Genomic DNA, 17,485 nt, shown 5'->3' with positions numbered 1-17,485 from the left:
CTGCCGCGCGTCCAGAGACGATATCCAACAAGAAGGGCTCCGCATTGCGGAGCCCTGTTGCTTTGCGTAGGGCCGGGTTCAAAGGTGGAAGCGTTCCACTACGTTTTTGAGCTTGCTGGCGTGGTCGTTCAGTTCGCTGAGGGTGGCGCTGGCGCCTTGGGCCACTTCCGAGGTGCTGCGGGTCATGCCGTTGATGTGTTCGGTGGTGTGGGCGATGTTGCCGACGGCGGTGGATTGCTCGCGGGTGGCGTGGGTGATCTGGGTAAAGGTATCCACCACTTGCCGCATCAGGCCGCCGATGTTTTCGATCTCGCTGGCCGCGCCCTGGGCCAGGTCCACGCTCTGGTCCACGGTGGTGCGGGCCTGCTGCATGCTGGCGACGGTGCCGGCGGTTTGCTGGCGCATGCCTTGGGTCATATTGGTGATTTCGGTGGTGGCCTGGGCGGTGCGTTCGGCCAGCTTGCGCACTTCGTCCGCCACCACGGCGAAGCCGCGGCCCATTTCCCCGGCGCGTGCGGCTTCGATGGCGGCGTTGAGCGCCAGCAGGTTGGTTTGATCGGCGATGTCTTTGATCACGTTGACGATGGAGCTGATTTCCTCGGAGCGGTTGCCCAGCGAATGCAGGGTGTCGCTGAGGGTGGACATGGCCTGGGAGAGTTTGCCCACTTCGGCGGACACTTGGTGTACGGCCTGGCGCCCGCGTTCGGCGCTGCTGTTGGCCTGGGAGATGATGGCGTTGGCGTCGGCGGTGGTGTCGGCCACATGGGTGACGCTGACGGTGATCTGCTCAATGGTGGCGGCGCTGGAACTGATGGCTTGGTTGACCTGGTCCGCGTCTTCGCTGATCCGGCTGGTGGTTTGGTGCAGAGAGCCGACGGCGCTGACTAGTTCCCCGGCGTTGTTGTTGACTTCGCCTATCAGCCGGCGCAGCCGCTGGTTCATGACGCCGATTTGCCCCAGCGCGCTGGCTTCCGGCGCTTTGGGCACATCCACCGCCAGGTTGCCGGAGGCGATTTCTTGCAGCACGCCTTCGATATCGGTGACGGAGCCGCCCAGCTGGGTATGGATCTGGCGGCGGCCCAGCAGGATCAGCAGCAGGATTTCGCCCACCAGCAGCACGATGGCGGTGAGGAACTGCAGCTGGGCGTTGGACAGCCTGTCCTTGGCCTGCGCCAGCGCGGCGTTGGTGCGTTGATCCAGCAGCACGAAGAAGTCGTCGATGGGCTTCATGATCTGGGCTTTGAACTGGTGGTATTCCTTGCTGTGCACCAGTTTGCGCGCCAGTTCCATGTCCGGCTGACCGCTGACGGTGTATTGGCCCTGGGCGTCGGCGAACTTGCCTTTGACCGCGTTCATCGCCCGCACTTCCAGTTTGACCAGGCCGTCGGAGTTGGCTTGAGCTTCTTTGAGCTTGGCGAACTCGGCGTCGGTGAAACCGGCTTGTTGCATCAGGGTTTGCAAGGGCACGGTTTCGCTGTCCGGCCGGGGTTTTTCCTGGCCGGCGGCGACGAAGTCCCAGTAAATGCGGTTGTACTCCTGCGGGCGCGGCGCCTTGCCGTTGCGGATGTCCAGCACGCGGTTGTATTGCTGCTCATAGCCGGGGTCGCCGGTGACGACGTAGGTGCGGCCCAGCCGGGTGAGGTCGTCCGAGCTTTGTCGCAGCTCGGAGGCCAGCAGGTAGGAGTGGTAGCGGCTTTCGCTGGCGGCGCTCATCACGTCCACCGCCTGGCGCATGGAAACGAAGGTGTAGATCACGCCGATGAAGGTGAGCGCGATGAGAAGCAGCAGGCCGGTGATGGCCTGGTTGGCGCGTAGGTTTTTCATGTGGAGATGTCCTCACAGTGCAGCTGAACGATGTGGTGGTGGCCGGTCAATGTCGGGGTCCATGGCCCGCGTGGACGCGGCCGGCGGCGCTGGTTTCTCCTCCTTGGGGAGCGGGGGCGGCGGCGTGGAAGCGCCGCATCTGGGCGTGCACTTGGTCCGCATGGCCGCGGCTATCCGCCGAGATGGCGGCGAGTTCTTCCACCAGGCTGGCGTTTTGCTGGGTGGCGGCGCTCAGTTGCTGGATGGTGGCGTTGATTTGGCCTACGCCTTGCGCTTGCTCATTGGCGGCGATGGCGATTTCCCGGATCAGGCTGGCGGTTTTGCCGCTGGAGGCGACGATGGCGGCGAGTTGCGCGCCGGCCTGGCCGGCAAGCTGGACTCCGCTGGCGGTCATGCCGCTGATTTCCCGGGCGGCCACCTGGCTGCGCTCCGCCAGCTTGCGCACTTCCTGGGCCACGACGGTGAAGCCGTTGCCTTGCGCGCCGGCGCGGGCGGCTTCGATGGCGGCGTTGAGCGCCAGCAGGTTGGTTTGATAGGCGATGTCGTCGATCACCGAGATGTGCTCGGCGATGCGCTCCATGCTGCGCACGGTGTGGTCGACGATTTCGCCGCCCTGGCGCGCGTCGTCCGCGGCCTGGGCCGCCATGGTTTCCGTGAGCGTGGCGTTGTGGCTGCTTTGGTTGATGGCGGAGGAGATCTGTTCCAGCGAGCAAGCGGCCTCGGCCAGACCGGCCGCCTGTTCGCTGGTATTGAGGGAGAGTTGCTGGGAGCTGTGGCTGATCTGAGCCGACATCATCGACAGATGGCCGGCGCCGCGCTGGGAGTCCGCTATCGCACGGCTCAGCGTGGTGACGGTCTGGAGTATGGCCTCCGCCAGGCTGTCCGCCGGGTAGCCGCCCGGCGGAGCGGCGGCGGCTAGATCGCCGGCGGCCACCGCCCGCATCAGTTGGGTGACGCGCAGCGGTTCGTCGCCCAGCATGGCGAACAGGCGGCGGTAGATGGTCCAGAACATGAGCAGGCCCAGCGCGCAGCAGGCCAGCATCAGCCCGATGACGATGGCCAGCCATAAGCCGGCCTGGGTTTGAGCCTGGGAGACGGCCTGGTTGGTGCGCTGCTCCATCAACTGATAGAACGCGTCCACCGGCTGCATGATGGCGGCCTTGTCCTGATGGTATTGACGGTCGTGCAGGATGCGCCGGGCCAGCTCGGGATCGGGCGGCCCTTGCCGGGAGAAGCCGCCCTGGCCGTCGGCGAAGCGGCCCTTCATCGCGTTCATGGCCACGGTTTCGGTGTTCACCAACCGGTCGGAATTGGCCTGAGCTTCCTTGAGTTTGGCGAATTCGGCGTCGGTGAAGCCGGCCTGCCGCATCAGTTGTTGCAGCGGGACGGCTTGGCCGTCCGGTTGCGGCTTGTTGTCGTCAGCGGCCATGAAGTCCCAATAAATGCGGTTGTAGTGCTGAGGGCGCGGTAGTTGGCCGTTGCGGATGGCCAGCACGGCCCAGTATTGCCGTTCATAGCGCGGGTCCGCGGTTTCCGCGTAGGTGCGAACCAGACGGGTGAGATCGTCCGAGCTTTGCCGCAGCTCGTTGGCGAGGAGATAGCTTTGATTGCGTTGCGATTCCGCTTGGGCTTGCAGGCCCAATTCATGCCGCAGGCGCAGGGTGCAGAGCAGGAGCAGCAGCAAGAGCAGGGCGAAGACGCCGGCGCTGGCTGTCAGCAGAGATTTGATGCTCAGTTTCATAGGCCTCCCGCCATGCTGCATTTGCCGTGTCCGCGCCGCCGCGCGCCAGGCCTGGTTACTGTTTTTTATAAAACAATCTGTTTCTTGACTACTTTTAGTATTGACACTTAAGTAAAAACATTGAGTTAACACCCGCTTGGCGTTTGGTCTGGGGGCGGAATGACCTTGCATGTCGAAATCGGCGAGGGTTGGGCCAAGGCCAGCCTGAGCGGCGAATTGAGCATTTACACGGCGGAGCAGCTGAAAAGCGATCTGTTGCCGTTGCTGGCGCACGAGGCGGTGTCGCTGAGCTTTGCCGGGGTGACGGAAGTGGACGGCTGCGCCTTGCAGTTGCTGCTGGCGTTTGGGCGGCAGCTGAGGCAACTGGAGCTGCTGGCGGACAACCCCTTGGTCAGCGAGGCGTTTCAGTTGCTGGGCGTGGCCTTGGCCGCGCCGCCGGCGGGAGGCGAGGATGGACTGGAGTAAGGCCAGGGCGATTTTCCTGGAGGAATCCCGCGAGCTGTGCGACGCGCTGGAAGGCGCGCTGCTGGACCCGGCGGCGTTTCCCGCCGACGCCGAAACCTTCAACCTGCTGCTGCGCACCGCGCACACCATCAAGGGTTCCGCCGGCACTTTCGGTTTCGACGCGCTGGTGGCTTTCGCCCATGCGATGGAGAGCGTGCTGGAACGGCTGCGTCGCGGCAAGCTTGCGTTGGGCGAGGACTTGGTCAGCCTGCTATTGAGCTGCAACGATCATTTACGACGAATGCTGGAGGCGGTGGAGGCCTCCGCGCTGGATGCGGAACCGGTTTGGCCGGACGGGGCCCCGCTGCTACAGCGTTTGCAATTGTTCTTGTTGGACGGGGCGGCCTGCGCGGTGGCAGGCGAAGACGCGCTGGACGCCGCCGCCACGCCGCTATGGCAATTGTCGCTGCGTTTTTATCCCGATTTGTTCCGAGACGGCTTTGATCCGCTGTCCTGTCTGCGCTTTCTCAGCCAGTTGGGCGCGCTGCGCGAGGTGGAGTTGGTCTGGCCGCCGCTGCCGGCCTTCGCCGAGTTGGAGCCGACGGATTGTTTCATCGGCCTGGAGTTGAGCCTGGAGTCCAAGGCCAGCCTTGAGCAGGTTTGCGATGCTTTCGAGTTTGTGGCCGAGGGCAGCTTGCTGGGCATTCTGCCGCCTCACGCGCCGCTGGCGGCGTTCCGCTCGCTGGCGGAGCGCCTGGGCGATTCGATAGAGCCGCAGCTGTCGCGCTGGATGGCGCGAGGGGCCTTGACGGCGGCGGAGGCGGAGCGGGTGCGCGAGGCGCCCTGGCTGGCGCGGCCGGAGAGCGAGGCGCGCGGCGAGCCGGGGGCGGCGGCGGGCAGGGCGGGCCGCGGCGACAGTCACTATATCCGGGTGGAGGCCGGCAAGCTTGATCGGCTGATCAACCGGGTGGGCGAGCTGGTAATCGCGTCCGCCGGCACCAAGCTGATTGCGCAGAGCCGCTGCGACGCCGAGCTGTTGGAGTCCGTGGCCATCATCAACACGCTGGTGGAAAGCATACGCGACGACGCGCTGACTTTGCGCATGGTGCCGGTGGATGAGGTGTTCTGCCGTTTCCCGCGCATGGTGCGGGAGGTGTCGCGGCAATTGGGTAAATCCATACAGCTGACGATTCAAGGCGCGGACACCGAGATCGACAAATCCATGGTGGAACGCTTGACCGATCCGCTGATGCACTTGGTTCGCAACGCGGTGGATCATGGGCTGGAGACGGCGGCGGAGCGGCGGGAGGCGGGCAAGCCGGAAACGGGGAAGGTGACGTTGAACGCTTTTCACGACGCCGGTTCGGTGGTGGTGGAGATTCAGGACGACGGCCGCGGCATAGACCGCGGCAAGGTGCTGGCCAAGGCGCTGGAGCGTGGTTTGCTGAGCGAGGGCCGCCAGTTGAGCGAGCAGGAAACCCTGCAGCTGATTTTCCTGCCCGGCTTTTCCACCGCACACGCTTTGAGCGATCTGTCCGGCCGCGGCATGGGTCTGGACGTGGTGAAGCGCAATATCGAGCTCTTGCGCGGCGAGATCGAAATCTTTTCCCTGCCGGGCCAGGGTACGACGTTCCGGCTGCGGCTGCCTCTGACCCTGGCCATCATCGACGGCTTCCGGGTGGAGGTGAACGATTCGTCGCTGGTGATGCCGCTGGACATGATGATCGAGTGCGTGGACATGCCGGAGGAGGCCATGCGGCAGAACGCGCGTCAGATCAATGTGCGCGGCGATTGGCTGCCGTTCGTGTCCTTGCGCGAGCTGTTCAATCTGCCGCCGGCCGCGCAGCCGGAGTACGTGGTGATTGTGCATTACGGGGAAAACCGCGCCGGCGTGGTGGTGGACCGTTTGATGGGAGAAGTGCAGGCGGTGATCAAACCCTTGGGCGAGATTTTCCGATCGCTGCGCGGCATCAGCGGCTCCACTATCCTGGGCAACGGCAAGCCGGCGCTGGTGCTGGATATTCCGCAGTTGATTCATCACGCCTGCCGCCGCGAGCGCAGGCGGATTCGCCAGTCCAGCGAGGCGCAGGCGAGCGACGTTATTTAGCGCGCTTGCGCGCGCCGGGAGGTAGGCCATGCAGTGGTTTCACAATGCGCAGGTCAAGACCAAGCTGGGTCTTTCGTTTGGCGTGGTGCTGTGCTTTTTGCTGGCGCTGGGCTTTGTCAGCTACACCGCCACCGAGCGCATCACCATGGTGATGGTGAATCTGTTCGATAATCAGCTGACGCCGATAAAAGATATCGGCAACGCGGCGCGCTACGCCATGGCGAGCAACCGTTCTTTGTACCGTTATATCGCCGAGAGCGACACTAAGATGATGGACGCGGTGGAGCTGGAAATGGCGGGCTTTGACAAAAGCATGAACGCCAGCCTGGACACTTACCGCAAGACGGATTTGACGCCGCCGGAGGTGGACGCGCTGCGTCGCTTTGACGCCGCCTGGGCCATTTACCAGCCCTACGCCACCGAGGTGAAACGGTTGTCTTACACCGACCGCGGCGACGGCGAGAACAACAAGCTGGCGCTGAAGCTGATGGCGGAGAAGGGCTGGCCAGCCTTTCAGGCCGTAGACGCGGTGCTGACCGAACTGGTGAACCTGAACGCCAAGCTGGCCGACAACTCGTTGGTGGAAACCAAGGTCATCAGCACGGACGCTTTGCGGATGTTGGTGGGCATCGCGGTGGCGGCGATATTGTTGAGCATCGCGTTGGGGGTGATGGTGACGCGCAGCCTGCTCAAGCAACTGGGCGGGGACCCGTCCTATACGGTGCAGGTGGTGAGCCGGGTGGCGGCAGGGGATTTGTCCGTGCCGGTGAAGCTGCATCCGGACGATAACTCCAGCCTGTTGTATTCGATCAAGTCCATGGCGCACCGTTTGTCAGAGACGCTGTCCGAGGTCAGCGCAATGTCGGAGGCGATAGGCTCGGCGTCCGAGGAGGTGTCGTCCACCGCCAATTCCCTGGCGCAAACCTCGTCCGAGCTGTCGTCCAGCATTGAGCAGACCAGCGCCTCGGTGGAGGAGATGGCGGCCACGGTGACGCAGAACGCGGACAATGCGCGCGTAACCGAGGGCATTGCGTCCAAGTCCGCGTCCAGCGCAACTCAGGGCGGCAGCGCGGTCAGCGATATGGTGCACGCGATGAAGGAGATCGCGTCGCGGATCACGGTGATCAACGATATCGCCAACAAGACGGATTTGTTGGCCATCAACGCGGCGATCGAGGCGGCGCGCGCCGGCGAGCACGGCAAAGGTTTTGCCACGGTGGCGGTGGAGGTGAGAAAGCTGGCGGAGCGCAGCCAGGTGGCGGCCAGGGAGATAGGCGATCTGGCCAGCCGTTCCGTGAGCGTGGCCGAGAAGGCCGGCACGCTATTGCAAGAGATGCTGCCCGGCATAGATCAGACCGCCAGCCTGGTGCAGGAGATTTCCGCCGCCTCGCGCGAGCAGCGCTCCGGCATTGATCAGATCAACAGCGCGGTGACGCAGATCAGCAGCGGCATGCAGTCCTCGGCCACTTCGGCCGAGGAGCTAAGCTCCACCTCCGAGGAGTTGAGCTCCGCGGCGATGCAGTTGCAGGAGCTGATGCAGCAGTTCAAGCTGCGCAATACCCGCGGACGCAAGTCCCGCATGGTGCACATAGGGCACTTGCACGCCGGCAAGGCCGCGCCGCCGCCGCCGATGGAAGACGATGACGACATGGACCTGAGCGTGGACGAGGACAAGTTCTCCAAGTATTGAGAGGAGCGCGGCGATGAGAAACAGCGAACAGCCGGCCGGCCAGGACGGTGGCGGCCAGAAATTCCATTGCGTCACTTTCATTCTGGGCGAGGATTTGTTCGGCATTCAGATCAACTTCATCCGGGAGATCATCGAGTTCGACGGCATCACCGAGGTGCCGATGATGCCCAATTTCGTGCGCGGCATCATCAATCTGCGCGGCGCGGTGGTGCCGGTGATCGATTTGTCGGTGCGCTTCGGCCGCGGCCAGACCGCTTTGAAGGCGTCCACCTGCGTGGCCATTCTTTCGCTGCCGGGGCTGGAGGGCGGTTACGCGGACATCGGCATCTTGCTGGATTCGGTGTGCGAGGTGCTGGAGATCCCGCAAAGCGAGATCGACCCCTCGCCCAGTTTCGGCTCCAATATCCGCAGCGACTTCATCCAGGGCATCGCCACCATCAATCAGCGCTTCGCCATTTTGCTGAATGTGCGCCAGGCGCTGTCAGTGTCCGAGCTCAGCGAGATGGCGGAGGCGGTGACTCAGCAGTTTCTGAGCGACGACATCGAGGCGCTATAGATGCTTGCCCTGGAGGAGTCGCTGGCCGCCACGCCCTTGCTGACGGATGGGGAGTTTTTCCAGTTGCGCCGCTTTATCTACCAGACCGCCGGCATTTCCATGCCCGTGAGCAAGCGCTCGCTGATTCAGTCGCGGCTGGCCAAGCGTATTCGCCATTTGCGCCTGAACAGCTACGCGGCTTACTGGCGCTTGATTTCGGACCCGGCCAACGAGGCGGAGCGGCAGTACGCGATCAATCTGTTGTCCACCAACGAAACCTATTTTTTCCGTGAGCCGGAACATTTTTTCTGGCTGCGGCAAAAAGCGGCGCGCTTGCAGGGCAAGGGCGAGTTTCGGGTGTGGTCCGCGGCTTGTTCCACCGGGGAGGAGCCGTACACAGTGGCGATGATTCTGGCCGAGGCGCTGGGCTTGCAGGGCAATTGGCGGGTGTACGCCACCGACATCAACACCCGGGTCACACACCTGGCCCGGCGCGCGGTCTACACGGTGGAGCGCGCGCGCAAGACCCCGCCGGAACTGTGGCGGCGTTATTTCCTGCGAGGCCGCGACGAGTACGCAGGCATGGTGAGGGTGGCGCCGGAGTTGGCGAAGAAGGTGAACTTTTCCAATCTGAACCTGCTGCACGCTTCCCACTTCGCCCATAGCCATTTCGATGTGATTTTCCTGCGCAATGTGCTGATTTACTTCGACGAGGCCACCAAGCTGCGAGTCCTGCTCTCGTTATGCGACAAACTCCGGCAGGGCGGGCATTTGATCATCGGACATTCGGAATCCATCCGGCACCTGGCGCTGCCTCTGGCGCAAGAGGCGCCGTCGCGTTATCGACTGGACTCCCATCTTGCGAGCGGACGAATCGATGAGCATCAGTGTTCTGATAGTTGACGACTCCGCGGTGGCGCGCGAGATGCTGAGCCAAATGCTGGCCACCGCGCCGGACATCAAGCTGCTGGGCGCGTCGCCGGATCCCATTTACGCGATGAATCGGATGAAAATCCGCTGGCCGGACGTGATCATTCTGGATCTGGCGATGCCGCGAATGGATGGGTTGACCTTTTTGCGTCAGGTGATGGCGGAGCGTCCCACGCCGGTAGTTGTTTGCTCGGCCTTGACCACCGAGGGCGCGCGGGTGTCGCTGGAGGCGATGAGCGCCGGCGCGGTGTCCGTGTTGCTCAAGCCGCTGGTCAACGCGAAGACGAATTTCGCCGAGAACGCCAAACGGCTGGTGGAGGAGGTGTACGCGGCTGCGGGGGTGAGGGTGGAAGCGTTGAAGCAAGCGGCGCCGTCCGGTTATCCAGCGCCCAAGCTGACCGCCGACGCCATCCTGGACGCGCCGCCGGAGCGCCGCCGGCCGGCCCAGAGCACGGAGCGCGTCATCGCGCTGGGCGCTTCCACCGGCGGCACCCAGGCGCTGGAGTTCCTGCTGCAACGCTTGCCGCCGCACTGCCCGGGCATGGCGGTGGTGCAGCATATGCCGGAGGGCTTCACGTCCATCTTCGCCAGCCGCCTCAACCAACTGGCCCAGGTGGAGGTGAGGGAGGCGAGGAACGGCGACGTGGTCAGCGCCGGCACGGTGTTGATTGCGCCGGGAGGCCAGCATTTGTTGCTGCACCGCCGGCAGAAGCAGTTTGTGGCCGAGGTCAAGGGCGGGCCGCCAGTGTCGCGGCACCGGCCGTCGGTGGACGTGCTGTTTCGTTCGGTGGCGGTGAGCGCAGGGGCGAATGCGGTGGGGGTGATTCTTACCGGCATGGGGGACGACGGCGCGCGCGGCATGCGCGAGATGCATGACGCCGGCGCGCGCACGCTGGCGCAGGACGAGGCCTCTTGCGTGGTGTTCGGCATGCCGCAGGCGGCCATCGCCCGCGGCGGGGTGGACGAGGTGATGTCCTTGGAGCGGTTGGCGAGGTTGTTGCAGGGTTTGCGCGCCTGAGAACCCGTGAGGCTATTTGCCACCCGCCGGGCGGCTGGGATACGCAGGGCCTGAAGATAGATACAGCGACGATAGGTGTTTTTACGTAAACGCCATTGCTTGCTGGGGCTTATTTGTAAAATATCCTTTAAAAACAAAGCGGAGCTGGGTCGCTTTATCTGGAGAAAAAGCGATTATGCACTTGCTATGTGCAAACTACCAAAGCCAGCCGCATTGATTCGCGTTTAATTGGCGTTATCATCACTTTCCATATTCAGCGCTCGCCGCCGCAACGGGCTGCCTGTCCTTGCGCCGCCGCCTGTCTATCTTTCCCCGCTCGCTCCGCATCACTTTGCGGCGTCGTCATCGCCTCTTGTCGATTACTGAATGATCCACTGCCTGGACTTGCGGCGCCGGTCCGGCGCGTCCCGGATGCACCGCCGGCGGGGAGTTGTTTTTGGAATGAATGTCGAGGGAATGCATCCGTATGAGTGTCTTGAACAAGGACTGGGGCTTGCGGGCCAAACTATCCGCCGCTTTTACTTTGGTGAGCTTGCTGATTGTGGCGGTTTATTCGATCTACGCCTATCGCAGCACCGTGGACTCCGAAATGAAAGGCGTGGATCAGACCTTGCTGACCGCCGCCTACGCGGCGCGTCAGATGGTGGGCGAGAATTTCCACGATCAATTGCCGGACAGCAATCCCAATAGTCAGGTCACCACCAAGCAACTGACCGATTTTGCGAGGGACAGCGGCTTGGCTTACGCGTATTCCACCATTCAGCGCGGCGGCCGGGTGCTGTATACCAGTTCTTCCGCCAGCCCGAACGAGGTGAAGTCCGGCCAGTACCAACAGTGGTTCCTTGCCGAGTACAAAGATGTGCCTGCCGGCCTGGCCGCGGCCTTCAATAGCGGCAGCGTCCAGTACGAGGAGTACCAGGGCGAGTTCGGCCTGTTCCGTTCGGTGTTCGTGCCGTTTACCTCGGCCAGCGGCATGCGCTACGTGGTGGGGGTGGACACCTCCTTGCAAAAAGTGGAGGCCTTGCGCACTCAGGTGTTGTGGCAAAGCGGGGCGGTGGGCCTGGGCCTGTTGCTGATGTCCCAGCTGGTGGCCTTGCTGTTGGCCAATCGCATGGTGCGGCCGGTGAATGAGTTGAACGTGGCCTTGCAACAGCTGGCTGGCGGCGACTGGAACCTGGCGCGCAGCATGCCGGTGCGCAGCCGAGACGAAGTGGGCCGAATCGCGTCTTCGTTCAATACTTTCATGGAGGCGCTGCGTCAGCGCCTGCTGGAGATCCGCGGCGAATCCGACGCGGTGCAGAGCGAGTCCCAGCATATAGATCAACTGGTGGGCGGCGTGGCCGCGCGTTCCGGCCAGCAGGCGGAAGATGTGCGCGGCAGCGCGGCGGCGGTGGAAGAGCTGGCGGTGAGCATCGCCCATGTCTCGGAAATCGCCGAGGACGCGGCCAAGCTGATGTCTTCGTTCGAAGGACAGACCCAGACCACGGTGCAATATATTCAGAACGCGGTGGAGGGCATGCGGACGGTGCAGCAGGAAGTGACCCAGCTGGCCGGCAAACTGGATCAACTGGATTCGCGCACCAATGAGATCAATATGATTGTGGCGGTGATCAAGGATATCGCGGATCAGACTAATCTCTTGGCCTTGAACGCGGCGATCGAGGCGGCGCGGGCCGGCGAACAGGGCCGCGGTTTCGCGGTGGTGGCCGATGAGGTGCGCAAGCTGTCCGAGCGCACGGCCAACGCCACGGTGGAGATCGGTTCGATGATTGATTCCGTGCAGCAGGATTCCGCTTCCGCCATCTCCGGCATGCGCGCGGCGGTGAACCGCGTGGATGCCAGCGTCAATCACGCAGGCGAGGCCCAGGACACCTTGCAGGGCTTCTCGGTTCAGATTCAGGGCGTGTCGCGCGGCATGGGCGATATCTCCGCGGCGGTGCGAGAGCAGGCCAACGCCTCCCAGCACCTGGCCGGCAGCGTGGAGTCGGTCAGCAGCTCGGCCGAGGAAAACCGGCTTGCGGCGGAAGAGGCGCAGCAAGGCGTGGAGAATCTGTTGGAGCGCGGGGTGTCGCTGCGCGGGGTGGTGCAGCAGTTCACGCTATAAGCGCCTGTTCAAAGTCACGATGCGCGCAGTACTGTGTGTACGCAACCGCCCTCGAGGCGGTTTTCTTTTTGCCAAATAAATGACATTGACGTAATGTGGCTTGTCGTCCCAAAGGAAGGAGGCGGGTCATGGATCGGGAGTTGTCGTTGTCGCATGCCGGCGCGGACCCGGCGCGCGGTCCTTTGATCATCGTGGCCTCCAGCGGCACTGGCGGGGACATGCAGCCCTTCGTCACGCTGGCGCGCGGCTTGAGCGAGCGCGGCCACCGGGTGCGAATGCTGGCGCCGGCCTTGCAGGAGGAAGCTGCGCGGGCGGCCGGCTTGCCGTACTGGCTGTTCGGTAGCATCGAGCGGGAACAGGCGGCGCTGGACAACCCCGATCTATGGCATGAGCGTAAGAGCTGGGGTGTGCTCTGGGGTAGCTTGGTTCCGGATCTGGACGCCTTGCGGGAGCGGGTGAGGGATCTGCCGGCGGATGAGGACTGCGTGGTCTTGTGCCACCCCGTCTTGGTGCCGATGGCGGCGCTGGCGCGAGCAACGCGGCCGAATTTGCGCATTGTGACGGCCTATCTCGCGCCGTCCAATCTGTGCAGCCGCCACGACCTGCTCACCCTGGGCTCGTTGCGGATTCCCGGTTGGTTGCCGCCGGCCGGAGCCGGCCTGTTGTGGTGGGCGCTGCATCGCTGGTTCAACGCTCAGACCTTGCCCGGCCTGAACGCGGCCCGCGCAAAGCGCGGCCTGCCGGCGGAGCCGCATTTTTTCGAGCATATGCTGAGAGCCCCCAACGCCTCGGTGGGCCTGTTTCCCCGTTGGTTCGCCGCCTTGCAGCCGGATTGGCCGCGGCCGTTCTTCGAAGGGGATTTCCTGCTGCCCGCCGCGCAGCAGGGCGCGGGGCTGTCCGCCGAGCTGGAGGCCTTTCTGGCCGCTGGCGATGCGCCCATCGTGTTCACGCCGGGCACTGGGCATCGGCACGCGGCGGCCTTCTTCGGCACCGCGCTGCGGGCTTTGCGGCAGCTGGGCCGGCGCGGGATCTTCATCACGCCGTACGAGGCGCAGTTGCCGCCGGCTTTGCCGGCCAGCGTGCTGTGGCAGGCGCACGCGCCTTTCGCCGCGCTGTTGCCGCGGGTGGCGGCGCTGACGCATCACGGCGGCGTCAGCACCATGGCGGACGCGATGCGCGCCGGAATTCCGCAATTGATCGTGCCTTACGCTTACGATCAGTTCGACAACGGCCAGCGCGCCAAGCGCTTGGGCGTGGCCGAGGTGTTGTTGGCGCAGCGCGTGTCCGCGCGGCGGATGGAACGCGTGCTGGCCCGCTTGCTGAGCGGGCCGGGCGCGGACCGGGCCTGCCGCGAACTGGCCGCGCGCATGGCGGCCGAAGCGGAGCCGACGCGGGCGCTGGACTGCGTGGAGGAGGCCTTGCTGGGGAAACCCGGACGCGCGGCGGAAAAAACCGGCGCCAGGCCGGCCTTGGCGGAGGGGTGACGAGGCTCTACAAGGCGAAACCCGCCGAGGAAGCGGAATGTACATGCGGTACAAGAGCATTTCGAAGCGGGTTTCAGCGCCTTTGTCTAAAATCCCGCCGAAGCGCAGCAGGCTTTATGCGGCTTTCAAAGTCTAGCGAGCTAGAGCGAGACAAGGCGAAACCCGCTGAGAAAGCGGAATGTGCATGCGGTACATGAGCATTTCGAAGCGAGTTTCAACACCGTATCGCCGAAGCGCAGCAAGCTTTATGCGGCTTTCAAAGTCTAGCGAGCTAGAGCGAGACAAGGCGAAACCCGCTGAGAAAGCGGAATGTACATGCGGTACATGAGCATTTCGAAGCGGGTTTCAGCGCCTTTGTCTAAAATCCCGCCGAAGCGCAGCAGGCTTTATGCGGCTTTCAAAGTCTAGCGAGCTAGAGCGAGACAAGGCGAAACCCGTTGAGAAAGCGGAATGTACATGCGGTACATGAGCATTTCGAAGCGAGTTTCAACACCGTATCGCCGAAGCGCAGCAAGCTTTATGCGGCTTTCAAAGTCTAGCGAGCTAGAGCGAGACAAGGCGAAACCGGCTGAGAAAGCGGAATGTACATGCGGTACATGAGCATTTCGAAGCGAGTTTCAACACCGTATCGCCGAAGCGCAGCAGACTTTGAACAGCTTCTTAGCTGAACAGCGTGCGCGCGCCCTCATACCGGGCCGCGAAATAACTGTTGTCCAGCCGCGCCACGCGGATGGAGCTATTGGTGCGCGGCGCGTGCACGAACTTGCCGTCGCCTATGAAGATGCCCATATGGGAGAACGGGCGATTCATGGTGTTGAAGAACACCAGGTCTCCAACCCGCATACGGCTGTCCGGGATGGGGCGAGCCACGCTGGCGATTTCGGCGGCGGTGCGCGGGAGCGTGACGCCGACGGCGTTCTGGTAGATGTAGCCGACCATGCCGCTGCAATCCAAACCGGCCTCGGGGTTGGTGCCGCCGAACTTGTAGTCCAGGCCCAGCAGGCCCAGCGTGTAGATGAGGATTTCCCGGCTGGCGCCGTCGGCTTTCAATCCGGAGAGGCTGAGGTCGCCGGAGGGACGGGGTTTTCGGCCGCCCGCCACCTTGGAGGGCGTGGTGCCGCAGGCGGCCAGCAAGCCGGCCAGCGACAGCAGCGCGGCGCCGCGCAGCAGCGCGCGCCGGTCCAGCGGCGAAGAAGGCGAAGGCGGCAGGGTTTTGCTCATTGTTGCTTTGACTCCAGTTCTTCCCAGCGCGCCAGCTTGTCCATCAGCAATTCGTCGATTTCCTCCACCCGGCGCTGCCAGGCGATGGCCTCCTTGGGCGTGTCGCGGTAGCAGTTGGGGTCCAGCAATTGCTGATTCAGGCTGGCTTGCTCGGTTTCCAGCGCGGCGATCTCGTCCGGCAGCGCGGCGAGTTCTCGCGTCTCATTGTAGGACAGTTTATTGCGCGCGGATTTGGGCTTGTCCTTGGCCTTTTCCTGCGGAGCGGCGGCTTCCCGGGGCTTTTCCGCGGGTTTCATCGCCGCCATGCGCGCCTTGGTGTCGATCCAGTCCTGGTAACCGCCTGGATATTCTTCCAGCCGTCCGTTGCCTTCGAAGGCGATCACCTGGGTGACCACGTTGTCGAGGAAAGCCCGGTCGTGGCTGACCAGGAACACGGTTCCCGAATATTGAGCGATCACGTCTTCCAGAAGTTCCAGCGTGTCGATATCCAGATCATTGGTGGGCTCGTCCAGCACCAGCACATTGGCCGGGCGGGTGAACAGCCGAGCCAGCAGCAGGCGGTTGCGTTCGCCGCCGGACAAGGAACGCACCGGGCTGCGCGCGCGTTGCGGCGAGAACAGGAAGTCTTCCAGATAGCTCATCACGTGTTTCTTCACACCGCCGACTTCCACGAAGTCGTTGCCCTGGCTGATGATGTCGGCCACGCTGCTGTCTTCGTCCAGTTGCTCGCGGAACTGGTCGAAATAGGCGATTTCCAGCTTGCTGCCCTGCTTGACGCTGCCGCTGTCCGCGTCCAGCTGGCCCAGAATCAGTTTGAGCAGCGTGGTTTTGCCGGCGCCGTTGGGGCCGATCAGGCCGATCTTGTCGCCGCGCAGGATGCGGGTGGTGAAGTCGCGGATCAGGGTTTTGCCCTCAAAGCCCTTGCTGATGTGCTCCAGCTCCGCCACCAGCTTGCCGGAGCGCTCGCCGGCGTTAAGCTGAAAGTTGACTTGGCCAACACGCTCCCGCCGCGCCGAACGCTCGCGGCGAATGGCTTCCAGCCGGCGCACGCGGCCTTCGTTGCGGGTGCGGCGCGCCTCGATGCCCTTGCGGATCCACACTTCTTCCTGGGCATGGAATTTGTCGAAGATGCGGTTCTGCTCTTCCTCTATGGCCAGTTCTTCCGCCTTGCGCACATGGTAGCTGGAGAAGCTGCCCGGATAGCTGCGCAGAATGCCTCGGTCCAGCTCCACGATGCGGGTGGCGACGTTGTCCAGGAAGCGGCGGTCGTGGGTGATCAGCAGCACGCTGCCGCCATAGCTCTTGATCAGGGTTTCCAGCCATTCGATGGCGGATACGTCCAGGTGGTTGGTGGGCTCGTCCAGCAGCAGCACGTCCGGCTTGGCGGCCAGCGCGCGCGCCAAAGCCACGCGTTTTTTCCAGCCGCCGGACAGTTCGCTGATCCGCGCGTCCGGGTTCAGGTTCAGATGCGAGAGCGTGGAGGAGATCAGCGCGTCGAACTGCCAGCCGCCGCGGGCTTCCAGTTCGTGCTGGATATGCTCCATCCGCGTCAGCGTCTGTTCGTGGTCCGCGTCCGCCTGGGTCAGTTGATGGGTGACCTGATGGTACTCGGTGAGCAGGCTTTTCAAGTCGCCCAGGCCTTCGGCCACGGCTTCGAACACCGTGTGCTCCGGGGCCAGCTCCGGCTCTTGCGGCACATAGGCTACCTTGACGTCGCCCTTGATGTTGACGCGGCCGTCGTCCAGCGCCACCGCGCCGGCCACGCTTTTGAGCAGCGAGGACTTGCCGGCGCCGTTGCGGCCGATCAAGCCGACCACTTCGCCCGGCTCCAGCGCAAAATCGACGTTATCCAGCAATGCGTGGTGACCAAAAGCCAGGCAGGCTTTTTCGACGGTAATCAGAGCCATGGTGCGTGTTGTTTTCTGTATGGAAAAATGCACGGATTGTAACATGCCGGTCACGCTTCCACGCTTAGCGCCGCGCGGTTTGTGCTGTTACAATGCCGGCCAAACTTGAATGAAAGGCATGCTATGTACTTCGTTGACCGCTCGGTGGCCGTGATCAAACCGAAACAACCGTTCCTGGATTGGCTGAACCAGGCCCCGGACAACGACATGGATCTGGCGCTGGACAGCCTGCGCACCGACTGCACCGTGATCCTGCTGCCGGAGTTCGACGAGCCGGAAGAGGGCGTCGCCTACATCGACGAAATCTATGAACAATTGTTCAAGATGGAACTGGCGTCCTGGTACGAGGACGAAGAAACATGGCCCAAGGATCTGTCCTTGAAGGCCTTCTGGGAGTGGTTCGACGTGGAGATCCATTCCACGGTGATAGACAGCGTGGACGCCGACATCAGCAACAACCCGGCGCTGGATCTCTAAGCA

General features: G+C 63.4%; 13 protein-coding genes. 9 read left to right on the top strand and 4 right to left on the bottom strand.

Annotated features, from left to right (window positions below):
* Nucleotides 1–78 precede the first annotated feature (78 nt).
* Together GYH29_RS11655 and GYH29_RS11650 are read right to left on the bottom strand one after the other, a co-directional pair.
* A complete protein-coding gene (locus tag GYH29_RS11655; protein WP_019103198.1) occupies nt 79–1,824 on the bottom strand; it encodes a methyl-accepting chemotaxis protein in 1,746 nt (581 codons plus the stop codon).
* 46 nt (nt 1,825–1,870) lie between these two features.
* Complete coding sequence (locus GYH29_RS11650) at nt 1,871–3,565, bottom strand: methyl-accepting chemotaxis protein (RefSeq protein WP_019103199.1); 1,695 nt, start codon at nt 3,563–3,565, stop codon at nt 1,871–1,873.
* 159 nt (nt 3,566–3,724) lie between these two features.
* Between GYH29_RS11650 and GYH29_RS11645 the strand changes: the two genes are divergently transcribed.
* From GYH29_RS11645 to GYH29_RS11610, 8 genes are all read left to right on the top strand, one after another.
* Nucleotides 3,725–4,030 carry an STAS domain-containing protein gene (locus tag GYH29_RS11645; RefSeq protein WP_019103200.1) on the top strand — a complete coding sequence of 102 codons (306 nt, stop codon included), beginning with the start codon at nt 3,725–3,727 and terminating at the stop codon, nt 4,028–4,030.
* A complete protein-coding gene (locus tag GYH29_RS11640) occupies nt 4,017–6,116 on the top strand; it encodes a chemotaxis protein CheA (RefSeq protein ID WP_019103201.1) in 2,100 nt (699 codons plus the stop codon). The genes GYH29_RS11645 and GYH29_RS11640 overlap by 14 nt, the downstream gene beginning before the upstream one ends.
* 28 nt (nt 6,117–6,144) lie before the next feature.
* Nucleotides 6,145–7,806: a methyl-accepting chemotaxis protein gene (locus GYH29_RS11635; protein ID WP_019103202.1), complete on the top strand. Its 1,662-nt coding sequence runs from the start codon at nt 6,145–6,147 to the stop codon at nt 7,804–7,806.
* A gap of 13 nt (nt 7,807–7,819) precedes the next feature.
* Nucleotides 7,820–8,362 carry a chemotaxis protein CheW gene (locus GYH29_RS11630; RefSeq protein WP_019103203.1) on the top strand — a complete coding sequence of 181 codons (543 nt, stop codon included), beginning with the start codon at nt 7,820–7,822 and terminating at the stop codon, nt 8,360–8,362.
* Complete coding sequence (locus tag GYH29_RS11625) at nt 8,363–9,244, top strand: CheR family methyltransferase (protein WP_019103204.1); 882 nt, start codon at nt 8,363–8,365, stop codon at nt 9,242–9,244.
* Nucleotides 9,219–10,289 (top strand): protein-glutamate methylesterase/protein-glutamine glutaminase, encoded by a 1,071-nt coding sequence (locus tag GYH29_RS11620; protein ID WP_019103205.1) that lies wholly within the window; start codon nt 9,219–9,221, stop codon nt 10,287–10,289. Before GYH29_RS11625 ends, GYH29_RS11620 begins: the two co-directional genes overlap by 26 nt.
* Before the next feature lie 466 nt (nt 10,290–10,755).
* Nucleotides 10,756–12,393, top strand: a complete 1,638-nt coding sequence (locus tag GYH29_RS11615; protein ID WP_081574562.1) for a methyl-accepting chemotaxis protein — start codon at nt 10,756–10,758, stop codon at nt 12,391–12,393.
* A 128-nt stretch (nt 12,394–12,521) separates the two neighbouring features.
* The gene (locus GYH29_RS11610; RefSeq protein WP_161523797.1) at nt 12,522–13,877 is read left to right on the top strand and encodes a glycosyltransferase; all 1,356 of its coding nucleotides are present in this window, start codon (nt 12,522–12,524) and stop codon (nt 13,875–13,877) included.
* 660 nt (nt 13,878–14,537) lie between these two features.
* Here GYH29_RS11610 and GYH29_RS11605 read toward each other — a convergent pair.
* Entirely contained in the window at nt 14,538–15,098 is a 561-nt protein-coding gene (locus GYH29_RS11605; protein ID WP_019102279.1) for a C40 family peptidase, read from the bottom strand.
* Nucleotides 15,095–17,005, bottom strand: coding sequence for an ATP-binding cassette domain-containing protein (locus GYH29_RS11600; protein ID WP_161523796.1), 1,911 nt, complete (start codon nt 17,003–17,005; stop codon nt 15,095–15,097). Before GYH29_RS11600 ends, GYH29_RS11605 begins: the two co-directional genes overlap by 4 nt.
* 123 nt (nt 17,006–17,128) lie before the next feature.
* Between GYH29_RS11600 and GYH29_RS11595 the strand changes: the two genes are divergently transcribed.
* Nucleotides 17,129–17,482, top strand: a complete 354-nt coding sequence (locus GYH29_RS11595; protein WP_019102281.1) for a hypothetical protein — start codon at nt 17,129–17,131, stop codon at nt 17,480–17,482.
* Nucleotides 17,483–17,485: the final 3 nt, after the last annotated feature.

This window comes from Chromobacterium haemolyticum (assembly GCF_009936155.1).
Taxonomy (GTDB): Bacteria; Pseudomonadota; Gammaproteobacteria; order Burkholderiales; family Chromobacteriaceae; genus Chromobacterium; species Chromobacterium haemolyticum.
This window is presented reverse-complemented; position numbering and strand designations above follow the sequence as displayed.

Excerpts from the sequence above, each read along its gene's own strand:
- GYH29_RS11650 (WP_019103199.1), bottom strand. The coding sequence starts at position 3,565 with ATGAAACTGAGCATCAAATCTCTGCTGACAGCCAGCGCCGGCGTCTTC.
- GYH29_RS11640 (WP_019103201.1), top strand. The coding sequence starts at position 4,017 with ATGGACTGGAGTAAGGCCAGGGCGATTTTCCTGGAGGAATCCCGCGAG.
- GYH29_RS11595 (WP_019102281.1), top strand. The coding sequence starts at position 17,129 with ATGTACTTCGTTGACCGCTCGGTGGCCGTGATCAAACCGAAACAACCG.
- GYH29_RS11600 (WP_161523796.1), bottom strand. The coding sequence starts at position 17,005 with ATGGCTCTGATTACCGTCGAAAAAGCCTGCCTGGCTTTTGGTCACCAC.
- GYH29_RS11630 (WP_019103203.1), top strand. The coding sequence starts at position 7,820 with ATGAGAAACAGCGAACAGCCGGCCGGCCAGGACGGTGGCGGCCAGAAA.
- GYH29_RS11635 (WP_019103202.1), top strand. The coding sequence starts at position 6,145 with ATGCAGTGGTTTCACAATGCGCAGGTCAAGACCAAGCTGGGTCTTTCG.
- GYH29_RS11615 (WP_081574562.1), top strand. The coding sequence starts at position 10,756 with ATGAGTGTCTTGAACAAGGACTGGGGCTTGCGGGCCAAACTATCCGCC.
- GYH29_RS11645 (WP_019103200.1), top strand. The coding sequence starts at position 3,725 with ATGACCTTGCATGTCGAAATCGGCGAGGGTTGGGCCAAGGCCAGCCTG.
- GYH29_RS11655 (WP_019103198.1), bottom strand. The coding sequence starts at position 1,824 with ATGAAAAACCTACGCGCCAACCAGGCCATCACCGGCCTGCTGCTTCTC.
- GYH29_RS11620 (WP_019103205.1), top strand. The coding sequence starts at position 9,219 with ATGAGCATCAGTGTTCTGATAGTTGACGACTCCGCGGTGGCGCGCGAG.
- GYH29_RS11605 (WP_019102279.1), bottom strand. The coding sequence starts at position 15,098 with ATGAGCAAAACCCTGCCGCCTTCGCCTTCTTCGCCGCTGGACCGGCGC.
- GYH29_RS11610 (WP_161523797.1), top strand. The coding sequence starts at position 12,522 with ATGGATCGGGAGTTGTCGTTGTCGCATGCCGGCGCGGACCCGGCGCGC.
- GYH29_RS11625 (WP_019103204.1), top strand. The coding sequence starts at position 8,363 with ATGCTTGCCCTGGAGGAGTCGCTGGCCGCCACGCCCTTGCTGACGGAT.